Here is a 24849-nt window from a genome sequence, read left to right as displayed (position 1 = left end):
GCCATCGCGGCCACGGCAGTCGGCCCAGCGCCGCCGGCCCCGCCCTTACGCGGAGCCCTCCGAACGGATTCCTACGCCGGGGCCTGGCTCTGCAGGGCCACCGACAGCTCGGCGGCGACGCCCTGCAGGATCGGTACGAAGGACTCGGCCACGGCCTGGGTCACCCGGCCCGCCGGACCGGAGATGGAGATCGCGGCGGCGGTCGGCGAGTCGGGCACCGACACGGCGAGGCAGCGGACTCCTATTTCCTGCTCGTTGTCGTCGACCGCGTAGCCGACCCGGCGGACCTGCTCCAGGGCCTCCAGGAAGCCCTCGGGCGTGGTGATGGTCTTCTCGGTCGCGGCGGGCATCCCCGTGCGTGCCAGCAGGGCGCGGACCTCGTCGGCCGGGGTGTGGGCGAGCAGGGCCTTGCCCACGCCGGTGGAGTGCGGCAGCACCCGGCGGCCGACCTCGGTGAACATGCGCATGGAGTGCTTGGACGGGACCTGGGCCACGTAGACGATCTCGTCGCCGTCGAGCAGGGCCATGTTCGCCGTCTCGCCGGTCTCCTCGACCAGGCGAGCGAGGTACGGGCGGGCCCAGGTGCCCAGCAGCCGCGACGCGGACTCGCCGAGGCGGATCAGGCGGGGCCCGAGGGAGTACCGTCGGTTGGGCTGCTGGCGGACGTACCCGCAGGCGACGAGGGTCCGCATCAGGCGGTGGATGGTGGGCAGCGGCAGGCCGCTGGCGGCCGAGAGCTCGCTGAGACCGACTTCGCCGCCGGCATCGGCCATGCGTTCGAGCAGATCGAAGGCGCGCTCAAGGGACTGGACGCCACCGCCGCCGGCGGTGGGCTTGGCGGAAGCGTCGGTGGTGCTGGCGCTGGACGTCGGCACGGCGCGGTCCTTTCGGTGCTGGCAGGCAAGGGAGCAGCCTACCGGTCGGCCGGCTTCGGCCCTAGAGCCGGGCCTCGCCGTCCTCGCCGGTCAGAGGTGGTTTGTCCCGGTGGTGGACGTCCTCGGAAGTTACCCGCCCGGATGCCCGTGGCGGTAGCTACATTCTGGATGGTGAAATCTTAATTCCATCCTGTGGAAACATCCAATCGGGGCGCGAACGGGCCGACGGTCCGTCCGGACGCTCTTGACTGGCCCCGGATCGGGGTGAAGACTCCGTCAACAGAACGTTGAATTTCGCTCTGTGGAAGTAGATGGGGAGGTTCCGGTGGCCGACGCCGCAGTGGAACTGGTACTGCGCTCGACGCGCGTCATCACCCCCGAGGGGACGCGTGCCGCCTCGGTGGCCGTCGCCGCGGGGAAGATCACGGCCGTGCTGGCGCACGACGCGGAGGTACCGGCCGGGGCCCGGCTCGAGGACTTCGGCGACGACGTGCTGCTCCCCGGCCTGGTGGACACGCACGTCCACGTGAACGACCCCGGCCGCACCGAGTGGGAGGGCTTCTGGACGGCCACCCGCGCCGCCGCGGCCGGTGGCATCACCACCATCCTCGACATGCCGCTCAACTCCCTGCCGCCCACCACCACCGTGGAGAACCTCCGCGTCAAGCAGGAGGTCGCCCGGACGAAGGCGCACGTGGACGTCGGCTTCTGGGGCGGCGCCCTTCCGGACAACGTCAAGGACCTGCGCCCGCTGCACGACGCCGGCGTCTACGGCTTCAAGTGCTTCCTGTCGCCCTCCGGCGTGGACGAGTTCCCCCAGCTGGACCAGGAGCAGCTGGCCACCTCCCTCGCCGAGATCACCGGCTTCGGCGGCCTGATGATCGTGCACGCCGAGGACCCGCACCACCTGGAGTCCGCCCCCCAGAAGCCGGGCCCCAAGTACGCCGACTTCCTGGCCTCGCGCCCCAAGGACGCCGAGAACACCGCGATCGAGAACCTGATCGCCCAGGCCAGGCGGCTCAACGCCCGCGTGCACGTCCTGCACCTGTCGTCCTCCGACGCGCTGCCCCTGATCGCCGCCGCCAAGGCCGAGGGCGTGCGGATCACCGTCGAGTCCTGCCCGCACTTCCTCACCCTCACCGCCGAGGAAGTCCCGGACGGCGCCACCGAGTTCAAGTGCTGCCCGCCCATCCGCGAGGCCGCCAACCAGGACCTCCTGTGGGACGCGCTCGCCGACGGCACCATCGACTGCATCGTCTCCGACCACTCGCCCTCCACCGCGGACCTGAAGACCGGCGACTTCGCCACCGCGTGGGGCGGCATCTCCTCCCTCCAGCTGGGCCTGCCCGCCATCTGGACCGAGGCGCGCGAGCGCGGCCGCACCCTCGAAGAGGTCGCGCGCTGGATGTCCACCGCCCCGGCCGCGCTGGCCGGCCTGGCGGCCAAGGGCGCCATCGAGGCCGGCCGTGACGCCGACTTCGCGGTCCTGGCCCCCGAAGAGACCTTCACCGTGGACCCGGCCGAGCTGCACCACCGCAACCAGGTCACGGCGTACGCGGGCAAGACCCTGCACGGCGTCGTGAAGTCCACCTGGCTGCGCGGCAGGCAGATCGCCGACCACGGCACCCCGACCGAGCCCACGGGCCTCCTCCTCGAAAGGCAGAACTGACAGTGGCACAGCGTTCGACTGGACTGACGTCCTTCACCGGCAACGCGAACCCGTACGGGGGCGGCGACCCGTTCGCGGACTACCGCACCGCGGAGTTCCCCTTCACCCAGTACGCGAACCTCGCGGCCCGCGAGCTGGGCGCCGGCGTCATCGCCGCCAACGACGAGTTCTTCGCCGAGCGGGAGAACCTGCTCATCAGCGAGGCCCCGCACTTCGACCCCGAGCACTTCGGGCACAAGGGCAAGGTCATGGACGGCTGGGAGACCCGCCGGCGCCGCGGCGTGTCCGCCGAGCAGCCCTGGCCGACCGCCGAGGACCACGACTACGCCCTGATCCGGCTCGGCGCCCCGGGCGTCATCCGCGGCATCGTCGTCGACACCGCCCACTTCCGCGGCAACATGCCCCAGGCCGTATCGGTCCAGGGCGCCTCGGTCCAGGGCTCCCCGACCGCGGAGGAGCTGCTCTCCGAGGACGTCAAGTGGACGACCCTCGTCGAGCGCACCCCCGTCGGCGGTCACGCGGCCAACGGGTTCGAGGTCAACGCCGAGCAGCGCTTCACGCACCTGCGCCTGAACCAGCACCCGGACGGCGGCATCGCCCGTCTGCGCGTCTACGGCGAGGTCCGCCCCGACCCGCGGTGGCTCGCCGCGCTGGGCACCTTCGACGTCGTCGCCCTGGAGAACGGCGGCTCGGTCGAGGACGCGTCCAACCGCTTCTACTCCCCGCCCACCAACACCATCAACCCGGGCCGCTCCCGCAAGATGGACGACGGCTGGGAGACGGCCCGCCGCCGCGACAACGGCAACGACTGGATCCGCTACCGGCTCGTCGCCGAGTCCGAGATCCGCGCCGTGGAGATCGACACCGCCTACCTCAAGGGCAACTCGGCCGGCTGGGCCTCGCTGTCCGTCAAGACGGGCGAGGAGGGCGAGTGGAGGGAGTTCCTGCCGCGCACCCGCCTGCAGCCCGACACCAACCACCGCTTCGTGCTGGACGCCCCGGCGGTCGGCACCCACGTGCGGATCGACATCTTCCCGGACGGCGGCTTCTCCCGCCTGCGCCTCTTCGGTTCGCTGACGGAGGGCGGCGCGGCCGCGCACGCCGCCCGCCACCAGGAGCTGGGCGGCTGATCCGCCCCGGCCGACCGCTCCGGGGGCCGACACCCCCGGGGCACGGGCACGGCCCTGTGGGGCGCACCGCACGCGGTGCGCCCCACAGGCGTTTCCGGGCCGGCCCCGTTCGCACGGCAGGGCAGGATCCCGCGCCCCGTTCAGGCGGCGTGGCCGCCGTCCACCGAGAACTCCGCCCCGGTGACGTACGCGGCGTCCGGCCCGGCGAGGAAGGACACCATGGCGGCGACCTCCTCCGGGGTGCCGTAGCGTCCGAGGGCCGTCATCGACCGCTGCGGGTCCGCGTACGGACCGCCGGCCGGGTTCATGTCGGTGTCCGTGGGACCGGGGTGCACCAGGTTCGCGGTGATGCCGCGCCCGCCCAGCTCCCGGGCGAGGGACTTCGTCAGGCCCGACATGGCCGCCTTGCTCATCGCGTACAGCGTGCCGCCGGGGCCGGGGACCCGCAGCGCGATGCAGCTGCCGATGGTGACGATCCGTCCGCCGGGCCCCATGCGCCCGGCCGCGGCCTGCGCCGCCAGGAAGGCGCCCCGGACGTTGACCCCGAGGACCCGGTCCACGTCGGCGGTGCCGAGCGTGCCGATCGGGCCGAGCACGCCGACGCCGGCGTTGTTGACCAGGACGTCGAGCCGCCCCAGCGCCCGTACGGTCTCCTCCACCGCGGTGCGCGGGCCCTCGGCGTCGCCCGCGTCCGCCCGTACGGCGAGCCCCCTGCGGCCGAGCGCCTCGATCTTGCCCACGACCGCGGCCGCGGCCGCGGCGCCGCTGACGTAGGTGAGCGCCACGTCGAAGCCGTCCTCAGCCAGGCGCAGCGCGGTCGCCGCCCCGATGCCCCGGCTGCCGCCCGTCACCAGTGCCACCGTGTTGCCGTTCATGTGGTTCCTCCCGGGTCCATTTGGTTGCGGGTTCAATGAAATCTGGGGGAGGCGGACGGCGCTGGCGGGAATCCGACCCGGCGTTCACGCGCGCCGCACCGATGAGCCCAGGCGCCGGCGGGAGTCTGAACCGACAACGGGACCAGCCACCGACACAAGGAGCGCCGAGCCATGGGCAAGCTGACCCTCACCACCTTCCTGACCCTCGACGGAGTGATGCAGGCCCCCGGCGGGCCCGACGAGGACCGCAGCGGCGGATTCGAGTACGGCGGCTGGCTCGTGCCCTTCGCCGACGAGGGCATGGGGGAGTTCGTGAACGAGCTCTTCGGCCGGGCAGGGGCCTTCCTCCTCGGGCGCCGGACCTACGAGATCTTCGCCTCGTACTGGCCGCGGCACGACGACCCGGCCGACCCGGTCCCGAACAAGCTCAACCGCCTGCCGAAGTACATCGCCTCGACCACCCTCAAGGACCCGGCCTGGGGCCCCGCCACCGTGATCGACGGGGAACAGCTCCAGTCGGAGATCGTCCGCGTTAAGGACGCCCTGGACGGGGAGCTCCAGGTGCACGGCAGCGGCCGGCTCGCCCAGTGGCTGCTCGCGCGCGACCTCGTCGACGAGCTGAACCTGCTGGTCTTCCCCGTCTTCCTCGGCGCGGGCCGCCGCCTGTTCCCCACCGGCGGACTGCCCACGGCCTTCGAGCTGACCGCCTCCCGCACCACCGGCAGCGGCACCGCCATCCACACCTACCGCCCCACGGGCCGCGCCTCGTTCGGCACCTTCGAGGACTGAGTCCGGGCGCGGGCGGCGGAGCGTCCGGATACCGGGATATCCGGTCGACGGGCAAGATCCGGACGGTTACGGTGGGCCCGCACCCGTGCGAGCCGCCGCCGTCTCCACGCCCTTCCCGCCGTCGGAGCCGCCCCGGTGTCCACCCTCGCCACCCCCGCGCCCGCGCTCGCCCCCCGCCGCGCCTGGCTCGCGGACCTGCCCGTGTTGCTCGTCGCCGTCGTCTGGGGCGGCAGCTACCTCGCGGCCAAGGGCATCACCGCCACGCACACCGTGATCGCGGTCCTCGTGCTGCGCTTCGCGCTGGTGCTGCCCGCCCTCGTCCTCGCCGGCCGCCGGCGGCTGCGCGCGCTGAGCCCCGCCCAGCTGCGCGGCGGCGCGGCGCTGGGACTCGTACTCGGCGGGATCTTCCTGCTGGAGACCTACGGGGTGGTGCACACCTCCGCCACCAACGCCGGTCTCATCATCAGCCTGACCATGATCTTCACCCCGCTGGCGGAGTCCGCCGTACGCCGCCGGGCGCCGTCGGCCGGCTTCCTCGGGGCCGCCGCCGTCTCGGTCGCCGGGGTCGTGCTGCTCACGCAGGGCGCCGGCTTCACCGTGCCCGGCACCGGCGACCTGCTGATCCTCGGCGCCGCCCTGGCCCGCACCGCGCACGTCCTGCTGATGGCGCGGATCAAGGCCGTCCAGGACGCCGACCCGCTGTCCCTGACCACCGTCCAGCTCGGCGGCGCCGTCCTGGTCTTCGCGCTGCTGGCGGTCGTGCCCGGCACCGGCGACGGCCCCTGGGAGACGGCCGCCGGTTTCGGCCCCGCCGAATGGGCCGGGCTCGTCTTCCTCTCCGTCTTCTGCACCCTCTTCGCCTTCTTCGTGCAGATGTGGGCCGTACGCCGCACCTCGCCCTCCCGCGTCAGCCTGCTCCTCGGCACCGAACCGCTGTGGGCGGCCGCCGCGGGCATCGCCATCGGCGGCGAACACCTCGGGGCCGCGGGCCTCGCCGGCGCGGCGCTCGTCCTCGCCGGCACCGCCTGGGGGCGCCGCGCGGCGGGCTGAACGTGCCCCTGCGCACAGGGCCGGGCCGGGCGCCGAATGGCCGGTAAACGGCTCCTGCGGGCTTGATCACGGGCCCTACTCTGGCCCGCATGCCCGCCAGCGCGTCCGCCCTACAGGTCCGGGAGCTCCTCCAGCCGTACGGGGCGGCGCTCGCGCCGGGAGCGCTCGCACGCCTCGGCCACGCGGAACGCGGCGAGCGCCTGGAACCCGTCGCAGGGATTGTCCCCCTCGCCGCGCACCAGCCGTACGAAGGCCGCCAGCTCGGCCTCGTACGCGGGCCCGAACCGCTCCAGGAAGCCGGTCCACGGCTTGCTCGCCGGGGGCGGTCCGTGCGGCTCCGTCGAGGCGATCGGCGTGCGGTCGTCCAGCCCGGAGGAGACCTGGTCCAGCTCCCCGGCCAGCTCCATCCGCACGTCGTACCCCGCGCCGTTGCAGCGGGTGCCGGTGCTGGTGACCAGGGTTCCGTCGTCCAGGGTCAGGACGGCCGCCGCCGTGTCGATGTCCCCCGTCTCGCGGAACCGGGCCGGACCCCCGTCGGAGCCGGCCGCGTACACCTCGGCCACCTCGCGCCCGGTCACCCAGCGGACGATGTCGAAGTCGTGCACCAGGCAGTCCCGGTACAGGCCCCCGGAAACCGCCAGGTACCCGGCCGGCGGCGGAGCCGGATCGGCGGTCATCGTGCGCACCGTGTGCAGCCGCCCCAGGGCACCCGACCGGACCAGCTCGCGCGCGGTCCGGTAGCCCGCGTCGAAGCGGCGCATGAAACCGACCTGGAGCACCCCGCCGACGCCCCTCACCTCGCGCAGCACCGCCAGGGTGCGGGCCAGGTCCGGGGCCAGCGGCTTCTCGCAGAACACCGGCAGCCCGCCGCGCACCGCCCGTACCACCAGGTCGGCGTGGCCCTCCGTGGAACAGGCCACCACGACGGCGTCCACGCCCCAGGTGAAGACCTGGTCGACCGTCGGCGCGGCGGTGGCCCCCAGCCGGTCCGCGAGCCGCGACGCCCGCCCCGGGTCGGCGTCGGCCAGCAGCAGCGAGCCGGCGTCCGGGTGGCGGGCCAGTGCGGCCGCGTGGAAGGAACCGATCCGGCCCGTTCCGATGAGCCCGATGCGCATGCACTCAACGTGACCCCGTACGGGGGACCTGTCAATCTGCCCGGGCATGCCCCGATGACCCTCCATGGTCCACTGTGGCGGATACTGGGCGGCTGAAACCGGAATGACCGATTGATGACGGACGAGGGAAGGGCACGGGGACGTGGCTAGGGTTCGGACAGGGGTACGCGTCGTCGGCGCCGTGCTCGCGGCGGTACTGGGGGCCTCCCTCGCCGGCTGCAGCAGCACGGGCGGCAAGCGCGCCGAGGAACGGGCGAAGGCCGCGGAGGCGGGCCGGCCCGCCGTGTCCACGCCGCGCTGGACCTTCGCGATGATCACCCACGCGGGCGACGGCGACACCTTCTGGGACATCGTCCAGAAGGGCGCCAAGGAGGCCGCGGCGAAGGACAACATCAACTTCGTCTACTCGCACGACGACCAGGCGCAGCAGCAGGCCCAGTTCGTGCAGAACGCCATCGACCAGAAGGTCGACGGGATCATCGTCAGCCTCGCCAAGCCCGAGGCCCTCAAGGACGTCGTCGGCAAGGCCGTCAAGGCCGGCATCCCGGTGATCACGGTCAACTCCGGCTCCGCCCAGTCGGCCGAGTACGGGGCGCTCACCCACATCGGGCAGGACGAGCAGATCGCGGGCGAGGCCGTGGGCACCGAGCTGGCGAAGCGGGGCCGGAAGAAGGCCGTCTGCGTCCTGCACGAGCAGGGCAACGTCGGCCACGAGCAGCGCTGCGCCGGGGCGAAGAAGACCTTCGCCGCCGCCGGCGGGGTCATGGAGAACCTGTACGTCGAAGGCACCAACATGCCGTCCGTGCAGGCCGCCGTCCAGGCCAAGCTCCAGGCGGACCCCACCGTCGACTCCATCGTCACCCTCGGCGCGCCCTTCGCCCCCACCGCCGTCAAGGCGAAGAACGCGGCGGGCAGCAAGGCCGAGGTGGACACCTTCGACCTCAACGAGTCCGTCGCCCGCGACCTGAAGTCGGGGACCCTCGGCTTCGCGGTGGACCAGCAGCCCTACCTCCAGGGCTACGAGGCCGTGGACCTGCTGTGGCTCCACCGCTACAACGCGGACGTCCTCGGCGGCGGCCGCCCCGTGCTGACCGGCCCGCAGATCGTCACCGGGGCCGAGGCCGCCGAGCTGGAGGAGTACATCAAGCGGGGCAGCCGATGAGCACCCCCGCCGCCCCGGCCGCGGACGAACGCCTCGCGCCCGCCTCGTACGCCCGCCGGCTGCTGGGCCGCCCCGAGCTGGGCGCGGTCGTCGGCGCCGCCGCGGTCTTCGTCTTCTTCTGCTTCGCCGCGGACAGCTTCCTGAAGCCGTCCAGCCTCAGCACGGTCCTGTACTCGGCCTCCACCATCGGCATCATGGCGGTCCCGGTCGCCCTCCTGATGATCGGCGGCGAGTTCGACCTGTCCGCGGGCGTCATGGTCACCACGTCGGCCCTGTTCAGCTCGATGTTCAGCTACCAGATGACCGCCAACGTCTGGGTCGGCGTCCTCGTCTCCCTGCTGGTCACCCTGGCCATCGGCTTCTTCAACGGGTTCATGCTGACCCGCACCAGGCTGCCCAGCTTCATCATCACGCTCGGCACCTTCCTGATGCTGACCGGCCTGAACCTCGGCTTCACCAAGCTGATCAGCGGCTCGGTCTCCACCAGGACGATCGCCGACATGGAGGGCTTCTCCTCCGCCCGGGCCCTGTTCGCCTCGCAGTGGAACATCGGCTCGGTCACCCTCAAGGTCACCATCCTGTGGTGGCTTGCCCTGGTCGCGGTCGCCACCTGGATCCTGCTGCGCACCCGCGCCGGGAACTGGATCTTCGCCGTGGGCGGCGGTGCCGACGCGGCCCGCGCCACCGGCGTCCCGGTCGTCAAGACCCGGATCGGCCTCTACATGGGCGTCGCCCTGTGCGCCTGGATCTCCGGGCAGCACATCCTCTTCTCCTTCGACGTCGTCCAGTCCGGCGAGGGCGTCGGCAACGAGTTCCTCTACATCATCGCGGCCGTCATCGGCGGCTGTCTGATGACCGGCGGCTACGGCTCCGCGATCGGATCGGCCGTCGGCGCCTTCATCTTCGGCATGACCAGCAACGGCATCGTCTACGCGCAGTGGAACCCGGACTGGTTCAAATTCTTCCTGGGCGCCATGCTGCTGCTCGCCACGCTGCTGAACGCATGGGTCCGCAAGCGGGCGGAGGCGAAGTGACCGCGCTGGTGAAGCTGACGGACGTCAGCAAGTACTACGGCAACATCCGTGCCCTCCAGGGAGTCTCCCTGGAGGTGTCGGCCGGCGAGATCACCTGCGTGCTCGGCGACAACGGGGCCGGCAAATCCACCCTCATCAAGATCATCGCGGGGCTGCACCGGCACGACGCCGGCAGCTTCGCGATCGAGGGCGAGGAAACGGAGCTCGCCAACCCCCGCGCCGCCCTCGACCGCGGCATCGCCACCGTCCACCAGGACCTGGCCGTCGTCCCCCTCATGCCGGTGTGGCGCAACTTCTTCCTCGGCTCCGAGCCCACCAAGGGGCGCGGCCCCTTCCGCCGCCTCGACGTGGAGCTCATGCGCGAGACCACCCGCACCGAGCTGCTGCGCATGGGCATCGACCTGCGCGACGTCGACCAGCCGATCGGCACCCTGTCCGGCGGCGAGCGGCAGTGCGTGGCCATCGCCCGCGCCGTGTACTTCGGCGCCAAGGTCCTCGTACTGGACGAGCCCACCGCCGCCCTCGGCGTGAAGCAGTCCGGCGTGGTCCTCAAGTACGTCGCCGCCGCCCGCGACGCCGGCCTCGGGGTGGTCCTGATCACCCACAACCCGCACCACGCCTACCTGGTCGGCGACCGCTTCGTCCTCCTCAAGCGGGGCGCCATGGCGGGCAGCCACGACCGCGACTCGATCACCCTGGACGAGCTCACCCGGCAGATGGCCGGCGGCTCGGAGCTGGAGGAGCTGAGCCACGAGCTGGAGCGGGTGGCAGAATCAGGGGCGACCACCCCTTCCGCTCCGGCCACCGACAGGGACGAAACGACTCGATGAGCACGTACCGGGACTTCACGCTCGCCCACCGGGGGGCGGCGCGGGGCACCGTCCTGCGGACCGTCGGGACCCGTGAACGCCGCTCGCTGCGCACCGCCCCGCGCGTCCCGACCGTCGGCATCGACATCGGCGGCACCAAGGTGATGGCCGGCGTGGTCGACGCCGACGGGGTCATCCTGGAGAAGATCCGCACCGAGACCCCGGACAAGTCCAAGAGCCCCAAGGTCGTCGAGGACACCATCGTCGAGCTGGTCCTCGACCTCTCCGACCGGCACGACGTGCACGCCGTCGGCATCGGGGCCGCGGGCTGGGTCGACGCCGACCGCTCCCGCGTCCTGTTCGCCCCCCACCTGGCCTGGCGCGACGAACCGCTGCGCGACGCCCTCCAGTCCCGGCTCGCGGTCCCCGTCATGGTGGACAACGACGCCAACACCGCCGCCTGGGCCGAATGGCGCTTCGGCGCCGGCCGCGGCGAGGACCACCTCGTCATGATCACCCTGGGCACCGGCATCGGCGGGGCCATCCTGGAGGGCGGCCAGGTCAAGCGCGGCCGCTACGGCGTGGCCGGCGAGTTCGGACACATGCAGGTCGTCCCCGGCGGACACCGCTGCCCCTGCGGCAACCGCGGCTGCTGGGAGCAGTACAGCTCCGGCAACGCCCTGGTCCGCGAGGCCCGCGAGCTGGCCGCCGCCGACTCCCCGGTCGCGTACAACATCATCGCCAGGGTCGGCGGGAACGTCCACGAGATCACCGGTCCCCTCATCACCGAGCTGGCCCGCGAGGGCGACGCCATGTGCGTCGAGCTGCTCCAGGACATCGGCCAGTGGCTCGGCGTGGGCATCGCCAACCTCGCGGCCGCGCTGGACCCCTCCTGCTTCGTCATCGGCGGCGGCGTCAGCGCCGCCGACGACCTGCTCATCGGCCCCGCCCGGGACGCCTTCCGCCGCCACCTCACCGGCCGCGGCTACCGCCCCGAGGCCCGCATCGCCAAGGCCCAGCTCGGCCCCGAGGCCGGCATGGTCGGCGCCGCCGACCTCGCCCGGCTCGTCGCCCGCCGCTTCCGCCGCGCCACGCGCCGGCGCGTCGAGCGGCACGAGCGCTACGCGCAGCTCGGCCGGCGCGGCGCCGGGGGCCCCACGGACCCCAAGGATCAGGAACCGCAGTGACACCGCCCTCCCTGCCCCGCCAGGCCTCCTCCCCCGAAGCGGGAGGCGACCGGCCGCCCACCCCCGAGGAGCGCGAGGACCGCCGCCGCACCGTACGGCGCCGCTGGGTCACCGCGATCATCATCCTGCTGCTCATCGGCGTCCCGGCGGGCTACCTGTTCGTCTCGGCCCAGCAGAGCCGCCAGAGCGGCAGGGACAAGGCCGCCCGGGTCGGCGCGGTCAAGGTGCGCACCGACTGGCCCTCCCGGGTGCAGCGCAGCATCTACGAGGTGCCGATCCCGCTGATGGCCTCCCACGTCGGCTACCTGGAGACCAACAACTGGCGCACCAGCCGGCTGTACGTCCAGTTCCAGGTGACCCCCGGGCAGCTGGACGCCTTCCTGGCCGACGCCGGGACCAGCAGGGAGGCACTGACCCCCGGCGTGTCCGTCTCCGACCGCGACGCCGCGGTCGCCGGCTGGAGCTGGAGCCCGCAGCACACCTGGTCCGGGGTGACCCTGGAGGCGAAGGACCCGCGCCCCACCCGGGACATCACGGTCGACTCCACCAATCCGGCCGCTCCCCGCGTGTACGTGGTCTCCACCGCCGTTCCGTAAACCGCCTCCGGACACGGCCTATGGTGGGATCATGAAGCTCACCAAGCGGCTGCATTCCTGCGTCCAGTTGGAGAAGGACGGGCGCGTGCTCGTCATCGACCCGGGCGCGTTCAGCGAACCGGACGCGGGCCTCGGGGCGGACGCCCTGCTGGTCACCCACGAGCACCCCGACCACTTCGACGAGGGCCGGCTGCGCGCGGCGCTCGACGCCAACCCGGCCGCCGCCCTGTGGACCCTGCGCAGCGTCGCGGACCGGATGGCCGCCGCCTACCCGGGCCGGGTGCACACCGTGGGCCACGGCGACGCCTTCACCGCCGCCGGGTTCGAGGTCCAGGTCCACGGCGAACTGCACGCCGTGATCCACCCCGACATGCCGCGGGTCACCAACGTCGGCTACCTCGTCGAGGGCTCCCTCTTCCACCCCGGGGACGCGCTGACCGTGCCGGACGCCCCGGTGGAGACGCTGATGCTGCCGGTGCACGCGCCCTGGAACAAGATCGCCGAGGTGATCGACTACGTCCGCGAGGTCAAGCCCGCCCGGGCGATCGACATCCACGACGCCTACCTCGCGGACATCGCCCGGCCGGTCTACGACATGGCCCTGGACAACTTCGGCGGAGCCCCGCACGGCCGTCTCGGCGCAGGTGAGAGCGCCGTACTCTGACTGTCGGTGCCGGGCGGTAGGTTGGTGTACATGCGTATCGCCACGTACAACGTCAACTCGATCACCGCCCGGCTGCCGCGCCTGCTGGCCTGGCTGGAGAGCTCCGGCACGGACGTGCTCTGCGTCCAGGAGACCAAGTGCTCCGTGGAGCAGTTCCCCGCCGCCGAGCTGCGCGAGCTGGGGTACGAGTCGGCCGTCAACGCCACCGGCCGGTGGAACGGCGTCGCCCTGCTCTCCCGCGTCGGGCTGGAGGACGTGGTCATGGGGCTGCCCGGCGGCCCCGACTACGAGGGCGTGCAGGAGCCCCGCGCCATCTCCGCCACCTGCGGCGGGGTGCGCGTCTGGTCGGTGTACGTGCCCAACGGCCGCGAGGTCGAGCACGACCACTACGGCTACAAGCTGAGGTGGTTCGGCTCCCTGGCCACCGCCATCGCCGAGGACGCGGCGGGCGTCCGCCCCTTCGCGGTGCTCGGCGACTTCAACGTGGCGCCGACCGACGAGGACGTGTACGACCCCGCGGTCTTCGCGGGCCTCACCCACGTCACCCCCGCCGAGCGGGCCGCCCTGGACGCGCTGCGGGTCGCCGGGCTCTCCGACGTCATGCCGCGCGCCCTGAAGTACGACCGCCCGTACACCTTCTGGGACTACCGCCAGCTCGCCTTCCCCAAGAACCGGGGCATGCGCATCGACCTGGTGTACGGGAACGAGCCCTTCGCGAAGGCGGTCAAGGACGCCTACGTCGACCGCGAGGAGCGCAAGGGCAAGGGCGCCTCCGACCACGCCCCGGTCGTGGTCGACCTGGACGTCTAGAAGACGGAGGGATCAAGGCGCGCCCTGTGGCCAGTCGGGGATCCGGGTGTCAGGGTGGTCGGTATGAACATCCCTTTCCTGGCCAACTGGCTGAACCGGCACGAAACGGAACAGGGTGCGGGGCTCGCCGCCGCTCTCGTGGATGATCCCGAGGGCGTCGCCGAGCTGTTCGCGGAGTGCCAGCTGCTGCGGTCCCAGGCGAGGGCGGCCGGGCTGGAACTCGACCAGACCCCGGCCTCGTTGGAGGCCCTGGACCAGCTGATGCCGCGCTGGCGCCGGGATCCCGAGGCGGTGCCCTGGCTGGGCAACGACGCCGGGTTCTACCTCGGGACCGTGATCGTGCGCAGTCTGCCGGGTGCCGGCTGGCAGGTCTGGCCCAACGGCCAGCCGGTGATCCGGCTGGCCTCGGGGCGGGAGCTCAACGTCATCGAGTCGGGGCTGTCCTGGGCGGTCACCGGGTCCCCCGAGCTCAGTCAGGCCTATGCCGAGGCCTCCGAAGGCTGAATAAAGGGCCAATGTACTTTATGTGCCTTTTAAGCGTGTCGAGATGAAGTCCCCTTCGACGGCTGGATAGTTTGCGCTGACCTCGACACACCGACAAGTGGGCAGGGCAGCGTATGGCCGTCGATCCGTTGATCGAGCTGCGGGACGTCAACAAGTACTACGGGAAGTTGCACGTCCTCCAGGACATCAACCTCACCGTCGGCCGCGGCGAGGTGGTGGTGATCATCGGACCGTCCGGGTCCGGCAAGTCCACCCTCTGCCGCACCATCAACCGGCTGGAGACCATCGAGTCCGGCACCATCACCCTCGACGGGCGGCCGCTGCCCGACGAGGGCAAGGAGCTGGCGGCCCTGCGGGCCGAGGTCGGGATGGTCTTCCAGTCGTTCAACCTCTTCGCGCACAAGACCGTCCTGGCCAACGTCTCGCTCGCCCAGCTCAAGGTCAGGAAACGCAAGAAGGAAGAGGCCGACAAGCGCTCCCGGGAACTCCTGGACCGGGTGGGCCTCGCCAGTCAGGCGGACAAGTACCCCGCCCAGCTCTCCGGCGGCCAGCAGCAGCGCGTGGCCATCGCCCGCGCGCTCGCCATGAACCCCAAGGCGCTGCTCTTCGACGAGCCGACCTCCGCCCTCGACCCGGAGATGATCAACGAGGTGCTGGAGGTCATGCAGCAGCTCGCCCGCGACGGGATGACCATGGTCGTGGTCACCCACGAGATGGGCTTCGCCCGCTCCGCCGCGAACCGCGTCGTCTTCATGGCCGACGGCCGGATCGTCGAGGACCGCACCCCGGAGGCCTTCTTCACCGCCCCCGAGAGCGACCGGGCCAGGGACTTCCTCTCCAAGATCCTCAAGCACTGACGGGCGGCCCGATGAAGCACACCCTGCGCGCGCTCGCCCTGGCCGCCGCCCTCCTCCTCGCCACCGCCGGCTGCGGCAAGTCCGGCAGCCCCCCGGTCAAGGGCCCCCAGCCCGAGGACCTGCCCGTCTACCAGGTCGACGCCGGCTTCTCGCTGCCCCAGTCCCGCACCTGGGAGAAGGCCAGGAAACGCGGCCATCTCGTGGTCGGCGTCAAGGAGGACCAGCCCTACATGGGGGAGAAGGACCCCGCGACCGGCCGCTACTCCGGCTTCGACATCGAGATCGCCAAGATGATGTCGGCCTCGCTCGGCTTCGACCCCAAGACCATCGAGTTCAGGACGATCGCCTCCGCCAACCGCGAGACCGCCCTGCAGAACGGCCAGATCGACTACTACGTGGGCACCTACACGATCAACGACAACCGCAAGAAGCAGGTCGGCTTCGCCGGCCCCTACTTCATGGCCGGCCAGTCCCTGCTCGTCCGCAGGAAGGAGGAGGACATCAAGGGCCCCGAGGACCTCGACGGCAAGAAGGTCTGCTCGGCCGCCGGCTCCACCCCCTACCAGCGGCTGCAGAGGGAGTTCCCCAAGGCCGTCCTCGTCGCCTACGACACGTACTCGGTCTGCGTGGACAACCTGCTGACCTACCAGGTCGACGCCGTCTCGACCGACGACTCCATCCTCCTCGGCTACGCCGCGAAGGTCCCCGAGGAGCTCAAGGTCGTCGGCAAGCCCTTCTCCGAGGAGCCCTACGGCATCGGCGTCCCCCGCGGTGACAACGCCCTGCGCTTCGCCCTCGACGACGCGCTGGCCGCGCACGAGAAGAACGGCTCCTGGAAGAAGGCCTACGAGGCCACGCTCGGCCTCTCCGGCCGGCCCGCCCCCAAGCCGCCCGCCATCGACCGCTACCCGGCGGGCTGAGGGGAGAGCACACCTCCATGGACGTACTCACCGAGAACTTCGCGCTCTACGGCAAGGGCTTCCTCGGCACGGTCGAGCTGACCGTCTACGCCTCGCTCGTCGCCCTGGTCCTCGGCTTCCTGATGGCCTCCTTCCGCGTCGCGCCCGTCGGCTCCTTCCGCGTCTTCGGCACGGTTTGGGTGACCGTGCTGCGCAACACCCCGCTCACCCTGCTCTTCTTCGCCGTGCTCCTCGGGCTGCCGCGCTTCGGGCTGGTCCTGCCCTTCCAGCTCTTCGCCGTCCTCGCGCTCGGCTGCTACACCTCGGCCTTCATCTGCGAGGCACTGCGCTCCGGCATCAACACCGTGCCCAAGGGGCAGGGGGAGGCGGCGCGCAGCCTGGGCATGTCCTTCGGGCAGACCCTGGGCACGGTGGTGCTGCCGCAGGCCTTCCGCTCCGTCATCCCGCCCATCGGCTCGACCCTGATCGCGCTCGCGAAGAACTCCGCGATCGCCGGTGCCTTCAGCGTCACCGAGCTGCTGGGCACGTACAAGAACCTCAACGAGCTGGGCTACAGCATCATCTGGACCTTCGTCTGGATCGCCGTCGGCTACCTGATCATCACCCTGTCCATCAGCGCGCTCTTCAACGTGCTGGAGAAGCGCTACGGAGTCGCCCGATGACCGCGCACGCGCTGCACGGGGACCTGGGGTCCACCGCCCTCTACGACCTGCCCGGCCCCCGGGCCCGGCGCCGCCACTTCCTCTACGGGATCGCCTCGACGGTGGTGATCCTCGCCCTGCTGGCGTGGGTCCTCCACCTGCTCTTCGACACCGACCAGTTCACCACCGGCAAGTGGCGGCCCTTCGCGTACGAGGGCATCCAGGAGCTGCTGCTGGAGGGGCTCGGGAACACCCTGAAGGCCTTCGCGTACGCCTCGGTGCTCTCGCTCGCGCTCGGCGCCGTGCTCGCCACCGGCCGCCTCTCGGCGCACCGGCCGGTGCGCTGGCTGGCGACGCTGTGCGTGGAGTTCTTCCGGGCCATGCCGGTCCTGGTGATGATCTTCTTCATCTTCGTGGCGCTGAAGGTCCAGCCCCTGCCCGCGCTGGTGGCCGGGCTGACCCTCTACAACGGATCGGTGCTCGCCGAGGTCTTCCGCTCGGGCATCAACTCCGTGGAGAGGGGCCAGCGCGAGGCGGCGTACGCGCTCGGGATGCGCAAGACGCAGGTGATGACCTTCGTGCTCGCCCCGCAGGCGGTCCGCGCGATGCTGCCCACGATCATCAGCCAGCTCGTGGTGGCCCTGAAGGACACCTCGCTGGGCTTCCTGATCACCTACGAGGAGTTCCTGCACGCGGGCAAGCTGATCGCCTCGAACCTGGACTACGACCTGCCGTTCATCCCCGTCGTGATGATCATCTCGCCGATCTACATCGGGATGTGCATGCTGCTGTCCTGGTTCGCCACCTGGGTCGCGCGGCGGGAGCGGCGCAACCCGAAGACCCGGGCCGTCGAGGTCGCCCCCGCCGAACCGGGCACGGTGCTGCCGGGGAGGTAGGCGCGGAGCCCTCCTTCCCCCCACGCCCGGGGGCGTGGGGGCCACCCCACCGGCGGCAGCCGCGGATCACTGCTCGCGCAGCGGTACCGAGACGTACGAGGGATCGGTGCGCGGCGAGGAGAAGGTCAGCTGCGCGCCGGTGGGGTTGTGCTCGATGTAGAGGGGGTCGACCGTGTCGACGACGAGCGCGAGCCGGTGGCCCCGGGGTATGTCGTAGGCGGTGGAGAAGAGGTCCAGGTCGACCCCGAAGGACTGGCCCGGGGTCTTCCCGTGGAAGGTGTACGGGGCGTTGCTGACGAGCTTGCCGACGCCGAGCGGGCCGACGTCGTAGAGGTAGGCGACGAAGGTGCCGTCGCCCTGGGTGGGCGTGACGGTGGTGTGCAGGCGTACGGTGCCGCGGATCCGGCGCTCCTCCTCGTAGCGCGGCGACTGCCAGACGGCGGCGAAGGCGCGGGGGAGCAGGGGGACCGACGCGGTCGGCGGCGCCTTCGCGAACTGGTCGAGGACGCTGGAGAGGAAGAGGATCCCGCCGTTGGCGCCGGAGTCGACGTTGGCCCAGACGTGCTCGCTGTCCGCGAGCGGGAGCTTCTCGGTGCCGCCGGAGCCGACCGACGCCCAGTCGGCGTAGCCCTCGTAGCCTTCGGCGGAGCGGGACTTGATCTGTACCGGGGCCTCGGTGTCGACCCCGTTGCGCTCGCCCTTGAGGTAGCGGTCGAACCAGCGGTGGGCGTTGGTCCAGGTGTCGTTGGGCAGGCCGAGCAGACCGGTGGCCTCGGCGGTGGCGTGGTCTCCGGGGCGGAACTCCAGGCGCTTGGGTCCGGTGAGCCTCTCGAAGAACTTCGCGTACTGGTTGGGCGGGAAGATGGTGTCGCCCCAGGCGTTGCCCAGCATGATCGCGGCGCCGTTGGCGTTGATCCGGTCCACCTGCTCGGAGGCGGAGCGCTTCCTGCCCCATTCGATCATCGCCTGCTCGCTCTCCAGCTTCGATCCCAGGAAGTCGCCGAGGATGCGCTGGAGTTCGGGCCCGGGCCGGCCGGTGAGGTAGCCGGCGGCGCCCAGCATCCCGGCGGCCTGGAGGTGCTGCGTGCGGCCGGAGTAGATGGACTCGATGAGGTCCGCCCACCCGCTGAGGGCGACCACGGCCTTGATCCGGGGGTCGTGCGCGGAGGCCAGCAGGCTGATGCCCGCGCCGTACGAGACGCCGCCGAGGCCGATGCGGCCGGGATCGGCGGGGGAGTTGGCGAGGGCCCAGTCGATGACGGCGGAGACGTCGGCGATGTCCGCCGGCCCGGCGGTCTCGATCTGTCCGCCGGAGAGCCAGAAGCCGCGGGAGGTGTAACTGACCACGACGTACCCGGAGTCGGCGAGCTGCTTGGCCTGGGCGATGTATTCGATCTGCGGCATGCCCCAGCTGGTGGGGAGCACGATCAGCGGGTATGTCCGGCCGGGTTCGGCGCCGGCCGGGGTGAAGACGTTGCCCTTGAGGGTGATGCCGCCGGAGCCGGGGATGTCGTGGAAGCGCACCTGTGAGGAGGCGTCCGTGCGTGACGCGGTGGCGGCGGGGGCCGCCTGGGCCTGGTGGGGGGCCAGGCCCAGGACGGCTGCCGCGAGCAGCGCGGCCACCGCCGTCGCGGTGGTGGGGCGGGTTCTCATCGGGGGCTCCTCGCGTACGCCGGTGTCCGAAAGTGACCCGACGGTAACCGGAGGGGCTTACCCGGGGTAACCCATGGGTAAGTTACGTAGCGGTAACAATTGTGGACGGGGCGGGCGTGCCCCCGCCGTCAGCTCTGCGGGGAGCCGCCGCCGGTCAGGGCGCTCTTCGCCTTCCACTGGTCCCACGGCAGGTTCCACTCGCCGTACCCGTTGCCGAGGTCGGCGTTGCCCTTGGAACCGCTGCCGACGACCTCGAAGGGGTCGCCGACCTGGACCCGCTCGTAGAAGGTCCTGGCGTCGGCGTCGCTCATGCCCACGCAGCCCGAGCTGCTGTTGGCGCGGCCGAAGTTGGCGGCGTTCCACGGGGCGGCGTGCGCGTACATGCCGGACCAGGTCAGGCGCATCGAGTAGTCGACCATCTTGTCGTAGGAGTCGCCCAGGCCCACCGTCTGGGAGTCCATCCGGATGGTGCCCTCCTTCGACATCAGCACCATCTTCCCGGACCAGGAGGCCTTCTGGCCGCCGGGCGTGCCCGCCGAGACCGGGATCGTCCTGACCGCCTGGCCGTCCTCGGTCACCGTCATCTTCTTGGTGTCGAGGCTGACTTCCATCCGGCGGTCCTTTCCTATCTTGAACTCGGTGGTGTAATCGCGGGCGAAGAGGCCGCCTCCGGGGCCCGAGTCCACGCCGTTCAGGTTCATGTCGACCTTGACGTCGGTGCCGGACTTCCAGTACTCCTTCGGCCGCCAGTCCACCCGGTCCTTGCCGGAATAGTCCTTGAACCAGCCCCAGGAACCCTCGGTGCCGTTCGAGCTGGTGACCTTCAGCTGCTTCTCGACCTCGGCCTTGTTCTTCACCGGATTGTCGAAGACGAGCGAGACGGGCATCGCGACGCCCACCGTGCTGCCCTTCGGGATGTTGATGGAGACCTTGTTCACCTTGTCCGCGGGCGAGGTCTTGAACTGGGTGCTCGCGCTCTGGCTGGCGGTGTTCTGCGCCTCGACCCGGTAATCGGTGCCGGGGGAGGCGTTGCGCTCCGAGGTCCAGGTCCGGCCGTCGGCGGATATCTGCCCGGGCAGTTCCCCGCCCTTGCCGTCCGTCACCTTGACCAGCGAGAACTTCCCGTCGGCCAGGGTCACCCTGACCGGCTCGCCCGCCTTGACCTGCTCGCCCGTGAGGTTCACCGAGATCGCCATGTCCGGGCCCTTCTTCGGGTCCGCCCCCTTGCCGTCACCGTCCCCGTTCCCGCCGGAGCCACCGCCCCCGCAGGCGCTCAGCGCCAGGGTGAGGAGCGCGGTGCCCGCCAGCACCGTGTGACGGGTGCGGCGGCGCGGAAGTGCGGTGCGGCGTGTACGGCTCAACGAAAACCCCTCCGGAATAACGGTCGTCCTCATATGAGGAGCGAACTCGGCCACTTCAGGTTGCGCATTCCCCGGAAAATCTCCTCCAGGCGGTTGTGACATGGGCCGCAGCGGAACCGTTGCCATCCGGTCACATACGGAAGCCATGCGGAAGCCGGCCGTCCGGAATTCGCCCACCGGCGGACCCGGAACCGGAAAAGGACCTTCCGCACCCGGCGGGGGGTCAAAAGTCTCTACCGCCCCGGCGAATTCACCGCGGCCGCCCGGCCGCCCGGACGTTCCGGCGGCCGGGATACCCTCGACCTTCGGCCCGGCGAAGGAGAAACACCCCGATGTACGGATCCACCAGCAGCGCGGAGCGGGAGCAGGCTCCACCGCGACCGGAAGCCGGTGGCGCCCCGGCGGCGGAGCCCGCGCCCGTGGCCGCACCGGCACCGGCGAAGACCTCGGTGCTGCGCAGCGGAGCGCTGATGGCGGCCGGCTCCGTCGTCTCCCGCGCCACCGGCTTCGTCCGCTCGGCCGTGGTCCTCGCCGCGCTGGGCGCCGGGTTCCTCGGCGACGGCTACACCGTCGCCAACACCATCCCGAACATCATCTACATGCTGCTGGTCGGCGGCGCCCTCAACGCCGTCTTCGTCCCCGAACTGGTGCGCGCCGCCAAGGAGCACCGCGACGGCGGCGCCGCGTACACCGACCGGCTGCTGACCGCCTGCACCGTGGCGCTCCTCGCACTCACCGCCACCGCCGTCCTCGCCGCACCGCTCATCGTCGACGCGTACACCCCCGAGGCGTACACACCGGCCCAGCGGAGCACCGTCATCGCCCTGGCCCGCTTCTGCCTGCCGCAGATCCTCTTCTACGGGCTCTTCACCGTGCTCGGCCAAGTACTGGGCGCTCGCGGCCGCTTCGGCGCCATGATGTGGACCCCGGTCCTCAACAACCTCGTCATCATCGGCGTCTTCGGCCTCTTCCTCTACACCTCCCACGGCGGCCGCGACGCCCTCAGCGCCGCGGACACCCGGCTGCTCGGCATCGGCACCACCGCCGGCATCGTCGTCCAGGCCCTCGCCCTCCTCCCCTCGCTGCGCGCCGCCCGCTTCCGCTGGCGCCCCCGCTTCGACTGGCGCGGCAGCGGCCTCACCCGGCCCCTGCGCAACGCGGGCTGGCTGGTCCTGCTCGTCCTCACCAACCAGATCGCCTACTGGGTGGTGACCGTCCTCTCCACCACCGTCGGCCACCGGGCCGGCGGCTTCGGCTACGCCGCCTACACCAGCGCCTACCAGCTGTGGATCGTCCCCCAGGGCATCATCACCGTCTCCCTGGTCACCGCCCTCATGCCCCGGATGAGCTCGGCCGCGGCCGACGGGGACCTCGGCGCCGTCCGCGAGGACGTCTCGTACGCGCTGCGCTCCAGCGCCGCCCTCGTGGTGCCCGCCGCCGCGCTCTTCGCCGCGCTGGCCCCCTGGGTGATGGACTGCGTCTCCGGATACGGGAAGGTCACCACCGCCGAGGTCGCCGCCATGGCCGGCATGCTCACCGCGTTCGCCCCCGGCCTGGTCGCCTTCTCCGCCCAGTACGTGCTGGCGCGCGGCTTCTACGCGCTCTCCGACACCCGCACCCCCTTCTTCCTCAACCTGGTGATCGTCGTCTGCAACGCCGGGCTGTCGTACGCCGCCTACCTCCTGCTGCCGGCGCGCTGGGCCGTCACCGGCATGGCCGCCGCCACCTCCCTCGCCTTCACGGCGGGCGCCGCGGTCACCGCGTACGCCCTCTCCCGCAGGCTCGGGCCGCGCGCCGGCGGCCGTACCGCCACGGCGCTGCGCACCCACCTGCGGCTGCTGGCCGCCTGCCTGCCCGCGGCCGCCGCCGCGTACGGGGCCGCCCGGGCCGCCGACGGCCTCGGCGCCTTCACCGCCGCGGCGGCGGGAACCGCCGCGCTGGCCCTGGTCGTCGTACTCCTCGCCCGGCCGCTGCGCCTGGCGGAGATCACCGACCTGCTGGACTCCCTGCGCCGGAAGGCCGGACGGTAGCGGGAGGAAAGCTCACGGAACGTCCTGGAGCACGGGCCGGTGCGACGGCCCCTTGCGGAGGCCCCCGGTGTCCCGCCACCGTGTGGACCATGGAACGCGCCGCCCGGCCCCCCGGCATCCCCGACGTCTTCGACCCCCGCCTCTACGCCGAGGGCGTCCCGCACGAGCGCTACCGCCTGCTCCGCGACCGCCACCCGGTGGCCTGGCAGGAGGAACCCGAGGTCCGGGGCTGGCCCGCCGGACCCGGCTTCTGGGCCGTGACCCGGCACGCCGACGTCGTCCGCGTCCTGCGCGACCACGCCTCGTACTCCTCCTGGCTCGGCGCCACCCAGATCCGCGACCCCGACCCCGCCGACCTGCCGTTCCTGCGCAGCACCATGCTCAACCAGGACCCGCCCGACCACGGCCGGCTGCGCCGCCTGGTCTCCCGTGCCTTCACCCCCGCACGCGTCGACGCCTTCGCGGACCGGGTCCGGGAACGCGCCCGCGCCCTCCTCGCCGCAGCGCGGGACGGCGCCGAGGACGGGACCGCCGACGTGGTGCGCGCCGTCACCGACGAGTACGCCCTGCTCAACCTCACCGACCTGCTGGGCGTCCCGCCCGCCGACCGGGGCCTGCTGCTGGAGTGGACCGTACGGATCATCGGCTACCAGGACCCCGAGGACGCGCCCGCGCCCCTCCTCGGCCCGGACGGCAAGCCGCTCGACCCGCGCTCCCCGGCCCTGCTCGGAGAGATGTTCGGGTACGCCCGCGAACTGGCCGCGTACAAGCGCGCCCACCCCGGCGACGACGTCATGACCGCCCTCGCGCGGGCCGGACTGGAGCCCGCCGAACTGGAGATGTTCTTCTTCCTGCTGACCGTCGCCGGCAACGACACCGTACGCAGCGCGGCGCCGGGCGGCCTCCTGGCCCTGGCCCGCCACCCCGACGCCTACCGGCGCCTCGCCGACGGCACCGCCCCGGCCGGCCGGGCCGTGGAAGAACTGCTGCGCGTCCACCCGCCCGTGCTCAGCTTCCGCCGCACCGCCGCCCGCGACACCGAACTCGCCGGCACCCCGATCCGGGCCGGGGACAAGGTGGTGGTCTTCCACGCCTCCGCCAACCACGACGAGCGGGTCTTCACCGACCCGCACCGGCTCGACCCGAACCGCACCCCCAACCCCCACCTCTCCTTCGGCGACGGCCCGCACGTCTGCCTCGGCGCCCACTTCGCCCGGCTCCAGCTGCGCACCCTCTACGAGGAGTGGCGCGCCTCCATGCCCGCTCCGGAACTCGCGGGCCCGCCCCGCCGGCTGGTCTCCAACTTCATCAACGGCATCACGCGACTGCCGCTGCGGGTGTCCGGGCCGCGACGGTGACGTCGGCGACCAGTTCGGTCACGTCCGGACCGTAGGCATCGGAGTTGACGACTTTCAGCACGAGGCAGAAGGACTTCCCGCGGTGGTCGCGCGCCAGCTGCCGGTGGTTGCGGGCAAGGTAACGGGCCGCGGCCTGGTTGCTGTTGGCGGTCTGCCCGGACAGCAGGAACACCGGCCGCGACCCCTGCTCCGTCGTGAGCCGCGCCAGCAGCACGTACTCGACCAGGCCCGGCTCCCAGCGGTACGCCTCCCCGCCGACGGTGATCATCCCCCGGTCGGGGCCGCGTTCGGAGGACACGTCGACCCGGACCCCGGGGAGCAGGGAGTGGAGGTGGGCCACCGTACGGGAGTTGGACGCGGGACCGCCGACGCAGAACTCGGCGCGCTCGCCGAAGCCCTGCCGCGCCTCGTGGGTCACGATCTGCACCGTCGCCCCGCAGTCCTTGATCAGGGACGATATCTCCAGCAGCGCGAAGGCGTCGTTGCGGTGCAGCGAGGATTCCGTACCGCCCATCTGGCGGTTCACCACGAACAGGCAGTCGGAGCCGGCCGGGAGCCCGAAGAAGGCCTGCTTGCGGCGGAGCGCACGGCGCCACACGTACGTCCGCGTGAACCAGCCGAAACCACCGCTGAGGGCCGTGGCCACCACTCCGAGCACGATGTTGCGGACGTCGTCGTTCATGCGGCGGATGGTAGCCGCCGCGCCGCCTTCCTGACGCGGGGGGCGGGGCGGCACTAGGCTGCCGGGCCTGGGACCTGGGGGGGGGGGGGGGGGGGGGGGGGGGGGGGGGGGGGGGGGGGGGGGGGGGGGGGGGGGTGAGGGGGGGGGGGGGGGGGCATGCGTGGGCTCCATTCCCTCCCGCT

Annotated in this window: 24 protein-coding genes; 18 read left to right on the top strand and 6 right to left on the bottom strand. The window is 71.9% G+C overall.

Features of this window, described 5'->3' with window-relative positions; all coding sequences use genetic code 11:
- Window positions 1–71: 71 nt before the first annotated feature.
- A complete protein-coding gene (locus ACZ4WZ_RS09225; RefSeq protein WP_467887191.1) occupies window positions 72–875 on the bottom strand; it encodes an IclR family transcriptional regulator in 804 nt (267 codons plus the stop codon).
- A gap of 325 nt (window positions 876–1200) precedes the next feature.
- Between ACZ4WZ_RS09225 and allB the strand changes: the two genes are divergently transcribed.
- Window positions 1201–2544 carry an allantoinase AllB gene (gene allB, locus ACZ4WZ_RS09220; protein ID WP_467887188.1) on the top strand — a complete coding sequence of 448 codons (1344 nt, stop codon included), beginning with the start codon at window positions 1201–1203 and terminating at the stop codon, window positions 2542–2544.
- Window positions 2545–2546: 2 nt separating this feature from the next.
- Window positions 2547–3674 carry an allantoicase gene (gene alc / locus ACZ4WZ_RS09215; protein WP_467887186.1) on the top strand — a complete coding sequence of 376 codons (1128 nt, stop codon included), beginning with the start codon at window positions 2547–2549 and terminating at the stop codon, window positions 3672–3674.
- Window positions 3675–3814: 140 nt separating this feature from the next.
- Here the strand turns inward: alc and ACZ4WZ_RS09210 are convergent, their stop codons facing one another.
- Window positions 3815–4549 carry an SDR family oxidoreductase gene (locus ACZ4WZ_RS09210; protein ID WP_467887183.1) on the bottom strand — a complete coding sequence of 245 codons (735 nt, stop codon included), beginning with the start codon at window positions 4547–4549 and terminating at the stop codon, window positions 3815–3817.
- A gap of 171 nt (window positions 4550–4720) precedes the next feature.
- On the opposite strand from ACZ4WZ_RS09210, the gene ACZ4WZ_RS09205 reads away from it, so the two are divergent.
- Both ACZ4WZ_RS09205 and ACZ4WZ_RS09200 read left to right on the top strand, forming a co-directional pair.
- On the top strand, window positions 4721–5338 hold the full coding sequence (locus ACZ4WZ_RS09205; protein WP_467887180.1) for a dihydrofolate reductase family protein: 618 nt from the start codon (window positions 4721–4723) through the stop codon (window positions 5336–5338).
- A 135-nt stretch (window positions 5339–5473) separates the two neighbouring features.
- The gene (locus ACZ4WZ_RS09200) at window positions 5474–6388 is read left to right on the top strand and encodes a DMT family transporter (RefSeq protein ID WP_467887177.1); all 915 of its coding nucleotides are present in this window, start codon (window positions 5474–5476) and stop codon (window positions 6386–6388) included.
- 110 nt (window positions 6389–6498) lie between these two features.
- Here the strand turns inward: ACZ4WZ_RS09200 and ACZ4WZ_RS09195 are convergent, their stop codons facing one another.
- A complete protein-coding gene (locus ACZ4WZ_RS09195) occupies window positions 6499–7503 on the bottom strand; it encodes a Gfo/Idh/MocA family protein (protein WP_467887174.1) in 1005 nt (334 codons plus the stop codon).
- A 142-nt stretch (window positions 7504–7645) separates the two neighbouring features.
- Here ACZ4WZ_RS09195 and ACZ4WZ_RS09190 point away from each other — a divergent pair, with 142 nt between their 5' ends.
- From ACZ4WZ_RS09190 to ACZ4WZ_RS09135, 12 genes are all read left to right on the top strand, one after another.
- A complete protein-coding gene (locus ACZ4WZ_RS09190) occupies window positions 7646–8665 on the top strand; it encodes a sugar ABC transporter substrate-binding protein (RefSeq protein ID WP_467887172.1) in 1020 nt (339 codons plus the stop codon).
- Complete coding sequence (locus ACZ4WZ_RS09185) at window positions 8662–9699, top strand: ABC transporter permease (protein ID WP_467887169.1); 1038 nt, start codon at window positions 8662–8664, stop codon at window positions 9697–9699. Before ACZ4WZ_RS09190 ends, ACZ4WZ_RS09185 begins: the two co-directional genes overlap by 4 nt.
- On the top strand, window positions 9669–10529 hold the full coding sequence (locus tag ACZ4WZ_RS09180; RefSeq protein WP_467887166.1) for an ATP-binding cassette domain-containing protein: 861 nt from the start codon (window positions 9669–9671) through the stop codon (window positions 10527–10529). The genes ACZ4WZ_RS09185 and ACZ4WZ_RS09180 overlap by 31 nt, the downstream gene beginning before the upstream one ends.
- On the top strand, window positions 10526–11695 hold the full coding sequence (locus ACZ4WZ_RS09175) for an ROK family glucokinase (protein WP_467887163.1): 1170 nt from the start codon (window positions 10526–10528) through the stop codon (window positions 11693–11695). The genes ACZ4WZ_RS09180 and ACZ4WZ_RS09175 overlap by 4 nt, the downstream gene beginning before the upstream one ends.
- On the top strand, window positions 11692–12291 hold the full coding sequence (locus tag ACZ4WZ_RS09170; protein WP_467887161.1) for a hypothetical protein: 600 nt from the start codon (window positions 11692–11694) through the stop codon (window positions 12289–12291). The genes ACZ4WZ_RS09175 and ACZ4WZ_RS09170 overlap by 4 nt, the downstream gene beginning before the upstream one ends.
- Before the next feature lie 31 nt (window positions 12292–12322).
- On the top strand, window positions 12323–12955 hold the full coding sequence (locus ACZ4WZ_RS09165; protein ID WP_467887158.1) for an MBL fold metallo-hydrolase: 633 nt from the start codon (window positions 12323–12325) through the stop codon (window positions 12953–12955).
- 30 nt (window positions 12956–12985) lie between these two features.
- The gene (locus ACZ4WZ_RS09160) at window positions 12986–13765 is read left to right on the top strand and encodes an exodeoxyribonuclease III (RefSeq protein WP_467887156.1); all 780 of its coding nucleotides are present in this window, start codon (window positions 12986–12988) and stop codon (window positions 13763–13765) included.
- 63 nt (window positions 13766–13828) lie between these two features.
- Window positions 13829–14269: a DUF6278 family protein gene (locus ACZ4WZ_RS09155; protein WP_467887153.1), complete on the top strand. Its 441-nt coding sequence runs from the start codon at window positions 13829–13831 to the stop codon at window positions 14267–14269.
- Between the two features lie 113 nt (window positions 14270–14382).
- Complete coding sequence (locus ACZ4WZ_RS09150; protein ID WP_467887150.1) at window positions 14383–15126, top strand: amino acid ABC transporter ATP-binding protein; 744 nt, start codon at window positions 14383–14385, stop codon at window positions 15124–15126.
- 11 nt (window positions 15127–15137) lie between these two features.
- Complete coding sequence (locus tag ACZ4WZ_RS09145) at window positions 15138–16046, top strand: glutamate ABC transporter substrate-binding protein (protein ID WP_467887147.1); 909 nt, start codon at window positions 15138–15140, stop codon at window positions 16044–16046.
- Between the two features lie 17 nt (window positions 16047–16063).
- A complete protein-coding gene (locus ACZ4WZ_RS09140; protein ID WP_467887144.1) occupies window positions 16064–16708 on the top strand; it encodes an amino acid ABC transporter permease in 645 nt (214 codons plus the stop codon).
- A complete protein-coding gene (locus tag ACZ4WZ_RS09135) occupies window positions 16705–17583 on the top strand; it encodes an amino acid ABC transporter permease (RefSeq protein ID WP_467887141.1) in 879 nt (292 codons plus the stop codon). The genes ACZ4WZ_RS09140 and ACZ4WZ_RS09135 overlap by 4 nt, the downstream gene beginning before the upstream one ends.
- A 66-nt stretch (window positions 17584–17649) precedes the next feature.
- Here the strand turns inward: ACZ4WZ_RS09135 and ACZ4WZ_RS09130 are convergent, their stop codons facing one another.
- Both ACZ4WZ_RS09130 and ACZ4WZ_RS09125 read right to left on the bottom strand, forming a co-directional pair.
- A complete protein-coding gene (locus ACZ4WZ_RS09130) occupies window positions 17650–19236 on the bottom strand; it encodes a CocE/NonD family hydrolase (protein WP_467887139.1) in 1587 nt (528 codons plus the stop codon).
- A 128-nt stretch (window positions 19237–19364) separates the two neighbouring features.
- On the bottom strand, window positions 19365–20630 hold the full coding sequence (locus tag ACZ4WZ_RS09125) for a L,D-transpeptidase (protein WP_467887137.1): 1266 nt from the start codon (window positions 20628–20630) through the stop codon (window positions 19365–19367).
- Between the two features lie 299 nt (window positions 20631–20929).
- Here ACZ4WZ_RS09125 and murJ point away from each other — a divergent pair, with 299 nt between their 5' ends.
- Together murJ and ACZ4WZ_RS09115 are read left to right on the top strand one after the other, a co-directional pair.
- On the top strand, window positions 20930–22627 hold the full coding sequence (murJ, locus tag ACZ4WZ_RS09120) for a murein biosynthesis integral membrane protein MurJ (RefSeq protein ID WP_467887134.1): 1698 nt from the start codon (window positions 20930–20932) through the stop codon (window positions 22625–22627).
- Window positions 22628–22716: 89 nt separating this feature from the next.
- Window positions 22717–23985, top strand: coding sequence for a cytochrome P450 (locus ACZ4WZ_RS09115; RefSeq protein ID WP_467887132.1), 1269 nt, complete (start codon window positions 22717–22719; stop codon window positions 23983–23985).
- Here the strand turns inward: ACZ4WZ_RS09115 and ACZ4WZ_RS09110 are convergent.
- Window positions 23945–24667 (bottom strand): hypothetical protein, encoded by a 723-nt coding sequence (locus ACZ4WZ_RS09110; RefSeq protein ID WP_467887129.1) that lies wholly within the window; start codon window positions 24665–24667, stop codon window positions 23945–23947. The genes ACZ4WZ_RS09115 and ACZ4WZ_RS09110 overlap by 41 nt on opposite strands.
- Window positions 24668–24849 lie beyond the last annotated feature (182 nt).

It is taken from the genome of Streptomyces sp. NPDC029122, assembly GCF_055569445.1.
The sequence above is the reverse complement of the archived record's forward strand: the minus strand, read 5'-3'. Positions and strand labels throughout refer to the sequence as shown.

Excerpts from the sequence above, each read along its gene's own strand:
- ACZ4WZ_RS09210 (WP_467887183.1), bottom strand. The coding sequence starts at position 4,549 with ATGAACGGCAACACGGTGGCACTGGTGACGGGCGGCAGCCGGGGCATC.
- ACZ4WZ_RS09205 (WP_467887180.1), top strand. The coding sequence starts at position 4,721 with ATGGGCAAGCTGACCCTCACCACCTTCCTGACCCTCGACGGAGTGATG.
- ACZ4WZ_RS09195 (WP_467887174.1), bottom strand. The coding sequence starts at position 7,503 with ATGCGCATCGGGCTCATCGGAACGGGCCGGATCGGTTCCTTCCACGCG.
- ACZ4WZ_RS09185 (WP_467887169.1), top strand. The coding sequence starts at position 8,662 with ATGAGCACCCCCGCCGCCCCGGCCGCGGACGAACGCCTCGCGCCCGCC.
- ACZ4WZ_RS09180 (WP_467887166.1), top strand. The coding sequence starts at position 9,669 with ATGGGTCCGCAAGCGGGCGGAGGCGAAGTGACCGCGCTGGTGAAGCTG.
- ACZ4WZ_RS09175 (WP_467887163.1), top strand. The coding sequence starts at position 10,526 with ATGAGCACGTACCGGGACTTCACGCTCGCCCACCGGGGGGCGGCGCGG.
- ACZ4WZ_RS09165 (WP_467887158.1), top strand. The coding sequence starts at position 12,323 with ATGAAGCTCACCAAGCGGCTGCATTCCTGCGTCCAGTTGGAGAAGGAC.
- ACZ4WZ_RS09160 (WP_467887156.1), top strand. The coding sequence starts at position 12,986 with ATGCGTATCGCCACGTACAACGTCAACTCGATCACCGCCCGGCTGCCG.
- ACZ4WZ_RS09155 (WP_467887153.1), top strand. The coding sequence starts at position 13,829 with ATGAACATCCCTTTCCTGGCCAACTGGCTGAACCGGCACGAAACGGAA.
- ACZ4WZ_RS09150 (WP_467887150.1), top strand. The coding sequence starts at position 14,383 with ATGGCCGTCGATCCGTTGATCGAGCTGCGGGACGTCAACAAGTACTAC.
- ACZ4WZ_RS09145 (WP_467887147.1), top strand. The coding sequence starts at position 15,138 with ATGAAGCACACCCTGCGCGCGCTCGCCCTGGCCGCCGCCCTCCTCCTC.
- ACZ4WZ_RS09140 (WP_467887144.1), top strand. The coding sequence starts at position 16,064 with ATGGACGTACTCACCGAGAACTTCGCGCTCTACGGCAAGGGCTTCCTC.
- ACZ4WZ_RS09135 (WP_467887141.1), top strand. The coding sequence starts at position 16,705 with ATGACCGCGCACGCGCTGCACGGGGACCTGGGGTCCACCGCCCTCTAC.
- ACZ4WZ_RS09130 (WP_467887139.1), bottom strand. The coding sequence starts at position 19,236 with ATGAGAACCCGCCCCACCACCGCGACGGCGGTGGCCGCGCTGCTCGCG.
- ACZ4WZ_RS09125 (WP_467887137.1), bottom strand. The coding sequence starts at position 20,630 with ATGAGGACGACCGTTATTCCGGAGGGGTTTTCGTTGAGCCGTACACGC.
- murJ (WP_467887134.1), top strand. The coding sequence starts at position 20,930 with ATGTACGGATCCACCAGCAGCGCGGAGCGGGAGCAGGCTCCACCGCGA.
- ACZ4WZ_RS09115 (WP_467887132.1), top strand. The coding sequence starts at position 22,717 with ATGGAACGCGCCGCCCGGCCCCCCGGCATCCCCGACGTCTTCGACCCC.
- ACZ4WZ_RS09110 (WP_467887129.1), bottom strand. The coding sequence starts at position 24,667 with ATGAACGACGACGTCCGCAACATCGTGCTCGGAGTGGTGGCCACGGCC.